Origin of the sequence: Williamsia sp. 1135 (assembly GCF_002095395.1) — a bacterium.
Taxonomy (GTDB): domain Bacteria; phylum Actinomycetota; class Actinomycetes; order Mycobacteriales; family Mycobacteriaceae; genus Williamsia.
The window spans coordinates 53,740-68,110 of the sequence record NZ_MJEI01000103.1; the positions used below are offsets into that span (position 1 = coordinate 53,740).

10 protein-coding genes are annotated in these 14,371 nt (G+C 65.5%); 6 read left to right on the plus strand and 4 right to left on the minus strand.

All coding sequences use genetic code 11. The features are described 5' to 3' along the window. Positions 1-42: 42 nt before the first annotated feature. Positions 43-1,818, minus strand: a complete 1,776-nt coding sequence (locus BFL43_RS21640) for an acyl-CoA dehydrogenase (protein ID WP_084894648.1) — start codon at positions 1,816-1,818, stop codon at positions 43-45. A gap of 123 nt (positions 1,819-1,941) precedes the next feature. Here BFL43_RS21640 and BFL43_RS21645 point away from each other — a divergent pair, with 123 nt between their 5' ends. Continuing rightward, on the plus strand, positions 1,942-2,532 hold the full coding sequence (locus tag BFL43_RS21645; protein WP_084894650.1) for a TetR/AcrR family transcriptional regulator: 591 nt from the start codon (positions 1,942-1,944) through the stop codon (positions 2,530-2,532). A 52-nt stretch (positions 2,533-2,584) separates the two neighbouring features. On the opposite strand, the gene BFL43_RS21650 is transcribed toward BFL43_RS21645, so the two are convergent. Then, positions 2,585-3,097 (minus strand): LURP-one-related family protein, encoded by a 513-nt coding sequence (locus BFL43_RS21650; protein WP_084894852.1) that lies wholly within the window; start codon positions 3,095-3,097, stop codon positions 2,585-2,587. 198 nt (positions 3,098-3,295) lie between these two features. Between BFL43_RS21650 and BFL43_RS21655 the strand changes: the two genes are divergently transcribed. Continuing rightward, a complete protein-coding gene (locus BFL43_RS21655; protein ID WP_143695455.1) occupies positions 3,296-4,240 on the plus strand; it encodes a YdcF family protein in 945 nt (314 codons plus the stop codon). A gap of 14 nt (positions 4,241-4,254) precedes the next feature. Here BFL43_RS21655 and BFL43_RS21660 read toward each other — a convergent pair whose 3' ends face one another. Both BFL43_RS21660 and BFL43_RS21665 read right to left on the minus strand, forming a co-directional pair. Further along, positions 4,255-4,998 (minus strand): metallophosphoesterase, encoded by a 744-nt coding sequence (locus BFL43_RS21660; protein ID WP_084894654.1) that lies wholly within the window; start codon positions 4,996-4,998, stop codon positions 4,255-4,257. Between the two features lie 185 nt (positions 4,999-5,183). Beyond that, complete coding sequence (locus BFL43_RS21665; protein ID WP_084894656.1) at positions 5,184-7,544, minus strand: ATP-dependent DNA ligase; 2,361 nt, start codon at positions 7,542-7,544, stop codon at positions 5,184-5,186. 61 nt (positions 7,545-7,605) lie between these two features. Here BFL43_RS21665 and BFL43_RS21670 point away from each other — a divergent pair, with 61 nt between their 5' ends. The 4 genes from BFL43_RS21670 to BFL43_RS21685 all read left to right on the plus strand — a co-directional run bounded on the left by BFL43_RS21670 (position 7,606) and on the right by BFL43_RS21685 (position 14,267). Next, on the plus strand, positions 7,606-8,538 hold the full coding sequence (locus BFL43_RS21670; RefSeq protein ID WP_084894658.1) for a Ku protein: 933 nt from the start codon (positions 7,606-7,608) through the stop codon (positions 8,536-8,538). Positions 8,539-8,690: 152 nt separating this feature from the next. Continuing rightward, positions 8,691-11,438 carry a DUF2232 domain-containing protein gene (locus BFL43_RS21675; protein WP_276206117.1) on the plus strand — a complete coding sequence of 916 codons (2,748 nt, stop codon included), beginning with the start codon at positions 8,691-8,693 and terminating at the stop codon, positions 11,436-11,438. Between the two features lie 57 nt (positions 11,439-11,495). Beyond that, complete coding sequence (locus BFL43_RS21680; RefSeq protein ID WP_084894662.1) at positions 11,496-13,058, plus strand: NAD(P)/FAD-dependent oxidoreductase; 1,563 nt, start codon at positions 11,496-11,498, stop codon at positions 13,056-13,058. Between the two features lie 150 nt (positions 13,059-13,208). Continuing rightward, positions 13,209-14,267, plus strand: a complete 1,059-nt coding sequence (locus BFL43_RS21685; RefSeq protein ID WP_084894854.1) for a hypothetical protein — start codon at positions 13,209-13,211, stop codon at positions 14,265-14,267. Positions 14,268-14,371: the final 104 nt, after the last annotated feature.

The window sequence follows — 14,371 nt, forward strand, 5'->3', positions numbered from 1 at the left end:
CGCGGCAGGTGGCGCGAATTCTGGGGTCGGGAACCAGTCGGATCAGAGCCAGGCGGCCGGCGTGTCGAGGGTGGTTCGATCCAGGTTCGCCAGCAGGTCGAACTGCGGACCGGTCTTCGGCAACTCGTACCGATAGAAGTACTGCGCCGCTGCGCGTTTGCCGTCATAGAAGTCGCCGGTGCTCTCGCCGGCCGCCAGCAGCTGCTCCAGCCAGATCCAGGCGATCACCACGTGTCCTGTGGCTTCGAGATACACCGTCGAGTTCGCCAGGCTGACTGCGGGATCGCCTGCAGACCAGAGGGTTCCGGTGACCTCGACGAGGCGGTCGACGGCGGCGCGGAGCGTGCCGGCGTACTCAGGTTCGGCCGACTCGGCACGGTCGATCGTGGCGGAGATCGTCTCGACGAGAAGCTGCAGTCCGGCGCCGCCTTGCATGACGACCTTGCGACCGAGCAGGTCGAGACCATGAATCCCATGGGCGCCTTCGTGAATCGGGTTGAGGCGGTTGTCCCGGTAGAGCTGTTCGACGTCGAACTCTTTGGTGTAGCCGTATCCACCGAGGACCTGTATCGCGAGATTGTTGGCCTCGAGGCACCACTGCGACGGCCAGCTCTTCGCGATCGGGGTCAGCACGTCGAGCAGCAGGAGACGCTGTGCGGCGACGGCCGGGTCGGTGGCGGTCTGCTGTTCGTCGACGAGCCGTGAACAGTAGAGCCCCAGCGCCAAAGCGCCTTCTACATAGGACTTCTGGGCTAGGAGCATCCGCTTCACATCAGGGTGGGAGATGATCGCGACGGGTGCGGAGTTCGGGTCCTTGTTCGTCACCGGACGGCCCTGGGTTCGGGTCTTCGCATAGTCGAGCGATTGCAGGTATCCCGCGTAACCCAGTGAGGTGGCGAGGAATCCGACACCGATGCGGGCCTCGTTCATCATCTTGAACATGTAGCTCAGGCCGCGATGTTCATCGCCGACGAGGTAGCCGACAGCGCCGGACTCCGCCACCGGATGGTGTGTCCCGTCGCCGAAGTTCAGCAGGGTGTTGGTGGTGCCGCGGTTGCCCATCTTGTGATTGAGCCCGACGAGTGCCACATCGTTGCGAGTGCCGTCGGCAAGGAACTTCGGCACCACGAACAAGGAGATCCCCTTGACGCCCGGACCGCCTCCCGGCGCTTTGGCGAGTACGAGATGCACGATGTTCTCGGACAATTCGTGATCCCCGCCGGAAATCCACATCTTGGTTCCGGTGATCCGGTAGGAACCGTCGGCAGCGGGCTCCGCCTTGGTGGTGATGTCGGCGAGCGACGACCCGGCCTGCGGCTCGGAGAGGCACATGGTCCCGAAGAACCGGCCCTCGAGCATCGGCTTCACCCAGGTGTCGACCTGCTCTGGAGTGCCGTACTCGACAAGGAGGTTGGCGTTCGCCATCGTGAGGAACGGGTACGACGCGGTCGCGGCGTTGGCCGCCTGGAACCAGGCCATGGCCGCACGGGCCACGACGGTGGGCAGTTGCATGCCACCCAGAGACTCGTCGAACTGGGCTGCGACGATTCCGGCCTTGCCGAACTCGTCCAGGGCGGCGCCCACCTCGTCGATGATCACGACCTTGCCGTCGCCACCCATCCGCGGCTCGTTCTGGTCGGACTTCTTGTTATGAGGGGCAAATCGTTTGATCGCGATGTCGGCGCACAGGTCGAGGATTCCGTCGAACGTCTCTTTCGAGTGTTCGGTGTAGCGCTCGAAGGAGGTCAGTGAAGTGACGTCGAGCCACTCGTACAGCAGGAAGTCGAGGTCACGACGGGACAGCGGTGAGACGGCCATGGGTGTCCTTGCGGTTGAGCGGGCTCGAGCGGAGAACTTAGCGCTCGCTTATATATGAGCGCTCGCTTAGGATGCACTCTGCACCGATCTTCGTCAAGATTCCTGAATGCGGAAGGAGGCCACATGGTCCAGCAGGTGTCGGACTCCGCGGCGGCAGAGCGGATCCGGCGCGCAGCCGTCGAGGCCTTCGCGGAGTCGGGGTACGGCGGCACCTCGACGCGGGAGATCACCAAACGTCTGGGCATGAGCGCGACGGCGATGTATCCGCATTATCGGTCGAAGGAAGAGCTGCTGTTCGCGATCAGTCTCCAGGGTCATCGGGCCGCTCTGCAGGTACTCCAAGGGGCCGACGATCCGGCCGCTGACCATCTCGCGCGACTACGTGCGGTCGTCGCCGCCTTCGCCGGTTGGCAGGCCGAACAACGCCACGTGGCACGGGTCGTCCAGTACGAACTGCACGCGCTGACGCCCGAGCACTATCGGACCATCGTCGCGATCCGACGACAGACGACGGAGGTCATCGCCGGGATCGTGGATGGCGGCAAGAAGTCAGGGGAGTTCGAGATCGACGATCCCGACGACGTGGTGCTGGCGCTCTCATCGCTGTGCGTGGATGTCTGCCGCTGGTTTCCGTCGACCCGACATTGCGACCCTGAGCGACTCGCGAAGACGTATGCCGATCTCGCGGAGCGGATGGTGGTGGGAGCTCGGTAGACCGCCGGTGTCGTAGGAAGTGGCTACTGATCAGGGCTTTGGACCGCTGACGTCAGTCGTGTGAGAGCTCGTCGATGCAGACGGTGATGGCCAGGATGAACGCCTGATCTTCGTTTGCGTTGATCTCGACGCCGTAGGTGTCGCGGAGTCGGAACCACTTCTTGGAGACCGTCGCCACGGTGTGGCCGTCGCGCTCGATGTCGTATTCGTGGTCGACGAAGTTTCCCTTCGCCTTCAGGTCCGGTCCCGAGTCGGGGTTGATCGTGTACCGGTCCCGGATCCCGATGAGAGCCTTGTGCACCGTGGCCTCGGAGCTGCCGCGCTGGATGTGCATCTTGTCGCGGACGCTGAGTTTGCGCTCCTGGATCTTGGCGAGTTCAGCGCCTCTGCTGTCTTCGAGGATGAACGTCTCGCGGAATCGAACAGCTTTGCCGTTGACCTTGAACACTTTCTGGCCGGCACTGTTCTCGATCCAGTAGTCGTCCCCGATGGAGAGAAGCTTCTCGCGCATCTGGTACTTGATCGGCGCGGGGACGTCGTTGCGTGATCGGTTGAAGAGGCCCATGGATGTGATGCTGCCCGCGGCGGCCTCGACGCGCATCACCTCGGACGAATGAGTGCCCGCTGGGTGAGTGTGGAGGTGGGGGAGGGTCTTGGGGATCGGCCGACGCACCCGTAACCGGTGTTATCGAGCTGAGACCTCTTCAGTGCGGACCTGTAGCTCCAGTCGGATACTGTTACGCCAGTGACTCAAGTTGCGCGTGTGACGCGTGTGAATAGGACGCTCGTGGCTGCGGCGGCGGCCATCGGGATGTCGACTGGTGCCGTGGCATTGATCCCGACGGTGATGAACCCGGCGTCGTCGGCCGTGGCGCCGACGGTCTCCGAGGCCGACCTCACGAGCATGTTCAATGCCGCCCAGGGCGAGTTCGGTCGCGGCAACGCAACGGCCGGCCTGAGCAAACTGCGCACCCTCCTCGCCGCCAATCCTCGCGACACCGACGCACTTGCCCTGCAGGCATTGTGGTCCGACTACTGCGCCGACAGGAAAGCGACGCAGGCGGCGCTGGCGTCACTCGACAACCTTGACCGAACGCTGGCCCAGCGGGTCAGGAACTCGATCTCCGCCATCGACGCAGGCGTGCGGATCGGCCCCGACCCCGTGCCGCGGTACTACCCGCAGACCACCGGCATCGTGGTCCTCGGTGCAGGACTCCGGCCCGACGGAGCGCCCACCGACGAGACGGCGAGCCGGCTGTTCGCCGCCTGGACGCAGGCGATCGTGGCCTACCAATCCCCGATCATCATCTCGGCGGGCGGCTCGCACCAAGGCCGAACCGAGGCCACCGTGATGCGCGACTGGCTGGTTGCGCATGCGCTTCCGGCCACGCGGATACACCTCGAAACGCGCGCCCAGAGCCTGCCGCAGCATGCCTCGCTGACGGCGGAAACAGTACGCGGATTACGCGTGCGGGAGGTCGTCCTGGTGACCTCGCCCGACGAGATACGGCGGGCGGCCAGCGACTTCTTGATCGCAGGAGTCCCGGTGGTCGGTGCGACCACCTCGACCCGCAATCTGGTGACCAACGCTGCACCGCCGTCGAAGGTGAACCAGAAGTCGTTCTACCTGGACGCTACCCAGGTCGTGGGCATACCAGCCCAGCGCGGCGGGGTTGCGCCACGGGCCTTCATCGCGCCGGCTGCCTGATCGGCGCAGCCGTCTCAGACGGCGGGCACCGACCGGAAGTGACTGATGATGCGGCCCTCCGCGTAAACGTGGAATGCAAGCCCGGGAGGCTGGGTTTCGTTGACGACATCGGAACCCTCGAACGGCAGATTGAGCGTCGATGACACCCCGGGGGCCAGGCACAGCGGCCGCCCTGCGAATGCGGTGACCGCGCCGGTGTGGGCATGTCCGCACAGGAACGCGACGATGTTCGGGTGCTTGTCGACCAGCGCGATGAGCCGTTCTTCACCCGACTGCCGGATGGTGTCCATGAACGGCATCTGCACCGTGACCGGTGGATGGTGGAACGCCACGAACACCGGAATGTGCGACCCTGCCCCCGCGATCTGCGCATCCATCCAGGTGAGGGTGTCGTCATCGAGACGGCCCTCGTTCTGGCCGGGGATCGAGCTGTCACACATCAGGAACAGCGCGCCCGCGATCATCTGTGAATGGTTGAGCGGACCGGTCTCGGTGGTCCCGCGCAGGAGCGCGTGCCCGAACTCGCCGCGGACGTCGTGGTTGCCGGGCAGTACCAGCATCGGCAGCGGGGTGATCAGGGTCGCCGCGGCTTCCTCGTACTCGCTCTGGCGGCCGTCGTCGGCGATGTCGCCAGTGACGACCAGCGCGTCGATGCCGTCGGCCCGGCGGTTGATGTAGTCCAGGACCGAGGTGACCCGATCGCGTCCGCCGGCGGTGCCGTTGAAATGCAGATCGCTGATGTGCGCGACGACGAGCACGTGCTCTCCTCCAAGTCTTGTGGTCCAGCTTGAACGTGTGCTCCTGGGCCTGCTCCGGCTCCGCCTTCGTTCGGCTCGAGTCCGGCTCCGGCCACGCCATCGTGTCGGCTGGGCAACGCTCTGACTGCTACCTGTCTACGACCGTAACGTTTGGTCCCGCGCAGGTCACATTCTCCCGGCGATACTCACAGGTCACCGGGCAGCTTGTCCCGGCGGATACCCCGCCACGACGGGTGACGCAGATGACCTGCTGTGGTCCAGTCCATGAATCTCACATCGGCGACCAACTTCGGCAGCACCCAGACCGCGTCGGCCGAGACCTTGCGGTCGAGGGTGTCCAGGAAGGGGGAGGTCTTACGACGCAGGGGCTCCAGTTCGGTCATCAGGGCATCGAGCTGGCTGTCGCTGAAACCCGTCCCGACGCGCCCCACGTAGCGAAGCCCGGTCTCCTCGGGCAGCCCCATCAGCAACGACCCGATGCGGGCGCCGCGGCCCCCTTTGCCCGGACGCCACCCGCCGATCACGACCTCGATGTCGCTCCAGTTCTTCTGCTTGAGCCACGTCTTCGATCGCCTGCCCTGCTGGTAGGTGGAATCGCGGCGCTTGGCGATCACGCCCTCCCAGCCGCGATCGCGGCTCGTGGCGATGGCAACCGACCCCGGCCCGTCGAGCAGGGGTGGGAGTTGGACGAGATCGGAACGAAAGGCCTTGGCGATCTCTTCCAGCAGTCCCCGCCGGTCCTCCCACGTGAGCTTCAGCAGTGACGACCCGTTGAGGTAGAGAATGTCGAAGAGCAGCAGTTTGACGTCCACATCCCCGATCTCGCTGCGGCCGGCGAGACGGGTGAAATTGGTCCGGCCCTGGTCGTCGAAGGCCACGACCTCGCCGTCCAGCACCACATCGAGCAGGCCCAGGTCGTCGCCGATGGTGCGCAGTGACGGGAAGTCCTTGGTCATGTCGATGCCGGACCGAGACGTCAGCCGGAGCTTGCCGTCGATGTAGCGCAACAGGATTCGATATCCGTCCCACTTGCCTTCGAATGCCCATGTGTCGCCGGTCAGTTTCTCGATCGACTCGTCGGTGGCCAGCATCGGTCGCGGGTCCCGCAGGCTGTCGGGCACGATCGGGCGCGGCTCGTCGGACATCAGGTGCGCCAGCCAGTTCTTGTCGCCGGTCTTGATCAGGGCATACCGGCCCTGGATACGCTCCCCGTGCAACCGCACGATGATCTCTTTGTCGCGCCACTTCTCGGTCTCGTAGGTGCCCCGGTCCCAGATCTCGACATGGCCACCGCCGTACTCCCCGGCGGGGATGTCACCCTCGAAGTCGCCGTAGTCGATCGGGTGGTCTTCGGTCTGGACGGCGAGGCGGTTCTTGTCCCCTTCGAGCGGCAGGTTCTTGGGTACCGCCCACGACACCAGCACCCCGTTGCGTTCGAGCCGGAAGTCGTAGTGCAGCCGGCGCGCGTGGTGTTCCTGGATCACGAACATCGGGCCTTCGGCGCGATCGTCGTCGGACCTGCTGTCCGCTTTTCTCGTGTTACCGAACGGCTCCGGGGTCTTGCTCTCGTCCCGCTTGCGGCGGTACTCGCCGAGGTCGACAACGTCGGTGTCTGCGGCTGTCGTGGGCTGGGGGATCGGGGCCGAGCCGGTGGCGGACACATCCTCCAGTCCGATGAGCAGATCGCCGAACTCGTCGAGTCTGGCCGCCATCTCGTCGAACATGATGTGCCGGATCTGTTTGTCTTCCAATTCTTCCCACGCGCGGGGCGCAGCGACCCGGGGCTCGTCGCGGCCACGCATCGAATACGGGGCGAGCGTTGTCTTCGACGCGCTGTTCTGGCTCCAGTCGACGAAGACGCGGCCACCGCGCACCGACTTCGTCATCTGCGCGGTCACCAGGTCAGGGCTTTCCGACTGCAGCTGGTTCGCGATCTGCTTGGCGACCTTGCGTGCCGAGTCGGCGGAGATCGGGGCGTCGAGCCGGAAGTAGACGTGAATGCCTTTGGAGCCGCTCGTCACCGGGAAGCTGCGCAACCCGATCCCGTCGAGCATCTCCCTGATGCGCAATGCGACACTCGCGCACTGGGACAGGGTGACGTCGGGTCCGGGGTCGAGATCGAGGACGACGCGGTCGGTCATCCGATCCTGTTTGTACGACACGCCTGCAGCGTCCGAGCCGAGCGTCCACTGCGGGACGTGTAGTTCGAGCGCAGCCTGCTGGGCCAGCCAGACGAGCTCGGCGCGCGACGAGAGAACCGGGTAGACGACGCTTCGGTCGCTGTGTTCGAGCTGCACCCGGCCCACCCATTCCGGGGCGTGGCCCGGCAGGTTCTTTTCGAAGAACGGGGTGCCCTCGACCCCGTCGGGCCAGCGTTTACGGGTCACCGGCCGGTCACGGATATGCGGCAACATCACGTCGGAGATCTCGCTGTAGTACTCGATGACCTGTGCCTTGATGGTCCCCGTTGCGGGGTAAAGCACCTTGTCGAGGTGGGTCACCGAGATGGTGTGCCCGTCGACGTCGAGGCTGTTGCGGCTGGGCATGACCCGACTTTTCCCGCGCCAGGGGGCTGCGTCAAATGGCCGATACCTGCACAATGACGATATGCGTTCGATTTGGAAGGGCGATCTGAGCTTTGGCCTGGTCAATGTGCCGGTCAAGGTGTACTCGGCGACCGAGAGTCATGACCGGAAGTCGCATCAGGTCGATTCGAAGGACGGTACCCGGATCCGGTACCGCAAGGTCCGTGAGGGAACGGACGACGAGGTCGAGTTCTCATCCATCGCCAACGCCTACGAGAGCGAGACCGGCGAGACCGTGGTCCTGACCAAGGACGACCTCTCCGAGTTGCCCGTGCAACGCAGCCCCGAGATCTCGATCACCGACTTCGTGCCGGTCGATCAAGTCGATCCCATCTTCTTCGACAAGCCGTACTACCTCGAGCCCGCGAGCAAATCGCCCAAGGCGTATGCGCTGATGCGAGAGGCGCTGCAGGAGACCGACCGACTGGCCATCGCCACGTTCACACTCCGCAACCGCACCCGACTGGCTGCTCTGCGGGTCGTCGGCAACGTCCTGACCCTGCAGACCCTGCTGTGGCCCGACGAGGTGCGGGAGGCGGCCTTCCCCTCGCTCGACGAGTCCCCGGACCTCAAGCCCCAGGAACTGAAGATGGCTGCCTCGCTCATCGAATCGATGTCGGGCGACTTCGACCCCCAGCAGTACGAGGACACCTACCAATTGGAGCTGAGCAAGCTCATCGAGGCGAAGGCCGAGGGCACCGAGGCGTTCAGCGCACCGGAGAAAGCCGACGATGACGATGACGACTCGGAGGTCGCGGACCTGCTGGCCGCGTTGCGTGCTTCGGTGAAAGACCGGGGAGGATCTGCGTCCGCAGACTCCGAGGAGGACGAGGACGAGGACGCGCCGAAGAAGGCGCCCGCGAAGAAGGCGGCCGCCAAGAAGGCCCCCGCCAAGAAGGCGGCAGCCAAGAAAGCACCTGCCAAGAAGGCCCCTGCCAAACGCAAGGCCGGCTGAACGCCCTCCATTTCCGACGGTCTGCGCTGCCCGACATCGGCGCGCTCTGGCAATCTGGACACATCACACGCAAAGCAGTAGGACCAGACCTCGGCGACGTCGCAGCGGCGCCGGTAGACGCCCGTACCCGCAGACGGGTCACCGCCGTCGAGATCGCCGAGGCCGCGGCCCTGGCCGATGTCGCCGCAGCCATCTGCGTCCTGAGCCGGGTCCTGCCGATCGGAGGAGCGGCGTCGTTGGTCGCCTCGGTGCCGTACGCGATCCTCGCGGGCAGGCGGCGGTTCCGCGTCAGCCTCTTGGCGGCGTTCACCGGCTGGGTCGTCGCGTTCCTCTTCGGTGGGGTGACCGCGGCGAATCTCGTTGGCAGCGCCGCAGTTTTCGGAACACTGGTCGGTATCGCCTTTCGCCGCAGCTGGAAAGCGCCACGAGTCACGCTCTCCGCCTTCCTGTTCCTGGCGATTCCGTCGTCGGCGATCGCGACCGGTTTGATCGCACTCCTCGCCGACTATCGCGAGTTCATGATCACCCAGATCCGCAACGGCTGGCAGGGCACCGAGCGGGTGATGAACAACGCGGGGCTCGAATCGCTCACCGCGATCATCGACCCGGCGGTCAGGTGGTGCCTCGAGTACTGGTGGATCGCGATCCCGGCAGCTGGTGTCGTGGGCGTGACCCTGTCGGCCCTGGCCGTCTACGTGGTACTCAAAGGTCCGGTGCCCGGGATGATCGCTCGTCTGGGAGCCCCGCACACTGACGACAGGATCGACGAACACGGGCCGGTGGCGCCGTTGCCGCTGCACTTGCGTGCCGTGGGCGTGCAGTACCCGGGTGCGCCGGTACCGGCGATCCACGACGTGTCGATGAGTCTCGGTGCCGGAGAGGTCGTCGCGGTGACCGGGCCGAACGGAGTCGGGAAATCCACTCTCGCAAGGGTCGTCGCGGGTCGGGCCCCGACCGCGGGCACCGTCGAGCGACCCGGAGCTGTCGGGTTGGGCAAGCGCGGTGGCACCGCGGTGATCAGCCAACGGCCGGAAACGCAGGTACTGGGCATGGTCGTCGCCGACGATCTTGCCTGGGGCAATCCCCAGCTCACCGAAGACCAGATGAACGTCCTGCTCGACCGCGTCGGTCTGTCGGGGATGCTGACGAGGGAGACGACCACGCTGTCCGGCGGTCAGCTCCAGCGACTTGCGATCGCCGCCGCACTGTCGCGGGAACCGGCGGTCCTCATCAGCGACGAGTCGACGGCGATGGTCGACCAGGAAGGTCGCCGGGCGGTGATCGGTGTCTTCCGGGAGCTCGCCGACAGCGGCGACACCGCGGTCCTGCAGATCACCCACGACGTGGGCGAGGCCGCGCTCGCAGACCGTGAGGTGGTGCTCGACTCGAGCCACCGCGACGCCGGGGCCGAACTGCTCAGCCCCAGCCGGGGGATCGGGCACATCCAAGGTGCGCATGTCGGTCTGTACGACGTCGGCTATGCCCACGACGCCGGAACCCCTTGGCACCACCAGATCTTCAGCGGACTCAACCTGCAGATCGCGGCCGGTTCTGCCGTCCTGATCACCGGACCGAACGGTGCCGGGAAGTCGACGCTGGCGAGGGTTCTCACCGGACTGCAACCGCCCACCAGCGGGTCGGTGATGGTCGACGGGGCGCAGGTCCGTAACGGGCGTAAACATGCGCTACTGGGGTTCCAGTACTCCCGATTGCAGCTGGTCCGGTCGAAGGTGCGGTCCGACATCCGAGATGCCGCGGGCGTCGATGACACCGCGGTGAACGTCGCCCTCATCGAACTCGGCCTCAATCCCGCGGTGCTGGGCGACGCGCTCGTCGACCAACTCTCCGTAGGTCAGCAGCGCCGCGTTGCCCTCGCCGGGCTGCTGGCCTGCCGGCCGCGTCTGCTGGTGCTCGACGAACCGCTCGCAGGGCTCGACACCCCGGCCCGCGCGGCGATGGTGCGGGCACTGGCCAGGGTCAAGGCCTCCGGCACCACGCTCATCGTGATCTCGCACGACGTCGGCGAGCTCGCCGAACTCGTGGACCGGACCATCGTCGTGGACAAGGGGACCATCGACGGACAGCCGGTGGCCCCGGCCCCGGATCCCTCGACACTGAAGTCGACCGCGAATCTGGCGAGCGTCGTGCGAACGCTCCCGCACCCCTCGCCGGCCCGAGGATGGTGGGTGGGCACCAAGTTGTTGGTGCTGGCGTCGATAGCGGTCATGTTCGCCCTGGAGCCGACCTGGCTCAGCGTGGCGGTGGCGGCAGGGATCGTGACCGGGTGGACCCTGCTCGGCAGGGTGCCGCGCGCCGCGCTCCCGAGGCTGCCGTTGTGGCTCATCTGGATCACCCTGTTCGGCGGTCTGATCACCGCGCTCGGAGGGGCCGATCCATACGTCACGGTGGCGGGGGTCGAATTGGGTCTGGGCGGGGCGTCCTACTGGGGGATCCTGATCTCGATGACGGTGCTTTCGCTGTACAGCGCGCTGCTGTTCTGTTGGACCACGCCCATGGTCGAGATCCCCTCGTTCGCCCAACGACTGGTGGGCTGGGCCGAGCGGGTGGGGATCCCGGCCCAGTCGGCTGCGGTGTCGGTCGCGCTCGCGTTGCGGCTGTGCCCCTTCCTGATCAGTGACTTCCGTACGTTGCTGCAGACCATCGCGCAGCGCAAACCCGAACACAAGCAGTGTGTGGCCGAGCGGATCAACGGTTGGGCGGCCTGCCTGCCGGTCGTCTGCTCGCTGGCGGTGCAGAACGGCCGTGAGCTCGCGGCGGCCATCGAGGCCAGGGGCGGGATCGGATCGGTGGCACGCATCGACCGGAGTCCGAGATTTATCGACCTCATCGTGCTTATCGTGGTGCTCGGGTCGGTCGGCGCGGTGATCACCCTGGGCTGAGAGTGTGGTCCGGTGTCGCCGTGCCCCGGCCGATGCCGACCACCTGGGAGATCTTCGATGACCGCAGAATCAGTACCTGACCATTCGGCCCCCGGCAGTGCTCGACCGGCCGCCGAGAACGTGGATGCGCTCGTCACGGATGTCCTGATCATCGGGGCGGGTATCTCCGGGATCGGCGCTGCCTACCGGATCAAACAGCAGAACCCGGGGCTGAGCTACACGATCCTCGAGCGACGCAGCCGTATCGGAGGCACCTGGGATCTGTTCCGCTATCCGGGCATCCGGTCGGACAGCGACATCTTCACGCTGAGCTTCCCGTTCGAACCGTGGACGCGGCCGGAGTCGGTCGCGGACGGCGGAGACATCAGGGAGTATCTGACCGATACCGCGCGTAAACACGGGATCGACCGGCACATCGACTTCGGCACCCGGGTGCATTCCGCCGACTGGGATTCGAGCACCGGCACCTGGACCGTACGTGCGGAGCAGGACGGCGTGGCGCTGACCTACAGTTGCCGGTTCCTGTTCTTCGGCACCGGCTACTACAACTACGACGAGGGCTATACCCCCGACATCGCCGGTATGGATCAATTCGAGGGTCAGATCGTCAGCCCACAGTTCTGGCCCGAGGATCTCGACTACGCCGACAAGGACGTCGTGGTCATCGGTAGCGGGGCGACTGCGATCACCCTGATTCCGTCGCTGGCGGGCGATGCAGCCAAGGTGACGATGCTGCAGCGGTCGCCTGCGTACATCGGTTCCATCAGAAGACAGACCCCGACGGTTGACTTCATTCGGAAAGTGTTGCCGCGCAGAGTTTCTCATGCCGTCATCCGATGGCGGAACATCGCGATCATCGTGCTCTCCTACGCGGCGGCACGCAAGCTACCTGGGGCGATAAAGAAGTACCTCCGCAAGATCGCGGTCGCCAATCTGCCGGCCGGATATGACGTCGACACCCACTTCAAGCCCTCCTACCAACCCTGGGATCAACGGGTGTGCGCCGTACCCGACGCAGACATCTACAAGGCGATCGCCCGGGGCCGAGCAGCGGTGGTCACCGACCGCATCACCGGTTTCGACGAGGCCGGCATCCTGCTCGAATCGGGAGGGCGACTCGATGCCGACATCGTGGTGATGGCCACGGGCTTGCAACTGCAGTCGCTCGGTGGGGTGTCGGTGAGCGTCGACGGTGCCGACGTCAAACCCAGTGATCGATTCGTCTACAAAGCGCACCTCCTCGAGGACGTTCCCAATCTGGCCTGGTGTGTCGGTTACACCAACGCCTCGTGGACGATGCGATCGGACATGACGGCGCAGGCGGTCGCAAAACTGTTGGCGTACATGGGGGAGAAGGGCTATACACACTGCTATCCACATCTCCGTGATCAGGGCATGGCAGAGAAGCCGGCGTTCGATCTACAAGCGGGTTACGTACAGCGCAACCCGCATGCGCTACCGAAGTCGGGCACCAGGCGGCCGTGGAACGTCCGTCACAACTTCGTCCTCGATTACCTCGATCACCGTTTCGATCGGATCGAGGAGTCGATGGTGTTCGGCACCGTCGGGAGCCCGGATGAGTTCGGCGCGGTGGCGAAAAGCGGCGCTTCGCAGCAGTAGAGCTGCCTCATCGGCCACGTCGATCACGTGCGTCACTTGCGTGCGATCACGCCTGTGATCTCGGTCTCCGGTGCGTTTGTCGCTGAAGTGGTCGGGTACGCCTTGTGTCGAACGCTCAATATCGCCCCCATCCAACCGAAGGAGAATGATATGAGCATTTCGACAAGCACTTTGCGCAACCAGCTGCGCACCCTGTTGACCTTGACGAATACCGAGGTCCAGGTCGCGGAGACCCGAATTGCCCAGGCTCGCACCGAAGCGGTGCGTAAGGAACTGTCCGAGAATGCGGCCAATGGTCGGATCCGCGCCGTGGCCATCGAGAAGGCCATCCGGGATCTCGGCGGACTGCCCGATGTACTGCGTCCGGTTCTCGGACGACTCGCGGCCACGGTGAAGGCGCTCGCCGAGCAGGCGCAGCCCTTCGACGAAGCGCTGCTGGGTGACCTCGCACTCGAGCACCAGTTGCTGGATCGGTCGATCTACGTCAAGGCGCTGGCCACGGCTGAGAGCGAGCCCGAGGTCGTCGCGTTGGCAGAACGCTTGATCACCGCGCATCAAGCGACCGTCGACTGGCTGACCATCGTCCTCGCCGAGGAAGCGATCGGCGGCCCGGTCGCGCTCCGGCGCGGACCACTGCAGGCCGCCAGCGGCGCGGCACTGCGCGTCGCAGGCATTCCGGCGACACTGACCGCACGTGGCGTCGACCGTGCAGTCGACGTATTGCGAAGTGCCCCGGCACGACTCGGCGGTTTCGTCGACAAGACCGAAGAGGCAGGCGGAGCCGCGGTCGCGCTCGCGACCGATGCCCGCGACAAGGCAGTCAAGCGTGTCACCGCCGCCGGCGAGACCGTCGTCGAGCGCGCATCGGACGCAGGTAAGGCAGCGAGCAAGACTGCCAAGGCAACTAGCGATGCGGCACTCGACGCCGCTGAGGACACCGCCCGCGCCCAAGGCGCGACCGGCGCAGCCGACGCGATCCACGCCGTGCGCGACGCCACCGGTCTCGTCGACCCCGAAGATCTCCCGATCGTCGACTACGACTCGCTCAACGTGAACTCGGTGGTCTCGGCGGTCAAGCAACTCGATGAGCCGTCCGAGATCCGTACCGTCATCGCGTACGAAGAGGCGCACAAGGGACGCCACGGTGTCATCTCGGCAGCCCAGACCCGCCTTGCCGCCATCGCGGAAGAAATCGTCGGTGTGAAGTGACCTGATCGGTCTTTTGCACTGAGCTCCGCTCGCCGTCACCGCAACCCGGTGGCGGCGAGTTTGCGTTCCGATAGTGGTGGGTTTTGGCGACCATTTCCCCAGGT

Coding starts and splice junctions, on each gene's coding strand:
- BFL43_RS21640 (WP_084894648.1), bottom strand. CDS start 1,818: ATGGCCGTCTCACCGCTGTCCCGTCGTGACCTCGACTTCCTGCTGTAC.
- BFL43_RS21645 (WP_084894650.1), top strand. CDS start 1,942: ATGGTCCAGCAGGTGTCGGACTCCGCGGCGGCAGAGCGGATCCGGCGC.
- BFL43_RS21650 (WP_084894852.1), bottom strand. CDS start 3,097: ATGGGCCTCTTCAACCGATCACGCAACGACGTCCCCGCGCCGATCAAG.
- BFL43_RS21665 (WP_084894656.1), bottom strand. CDS start 7,544: ATGCCCAGCCGCAACAGCCTCGACGTCGACGGGCACACCATCTCGGTG.
- BFL43_RS21670 (WP_084894658.1), top strand. CDS start 7,606: ATGCGTTCGATTTGGAAGGGCGATCTGAGCTTTGGCCTGGTCAATGTG.
- BFL43_RS21680 (WP_084894662.1), top strand. CDS start 11,496: ATGACCGCAGAATCAGTACCTGACCATTCGGCCCCCGGCAGTGCTCGA.
- BFL43_RS21685 (WP_084894854.1), top strand. CDS start 13,209: ATGAGCATTTCGACAAGCACTTTGCGCAACCAGCTGCGCACCCTGTTG.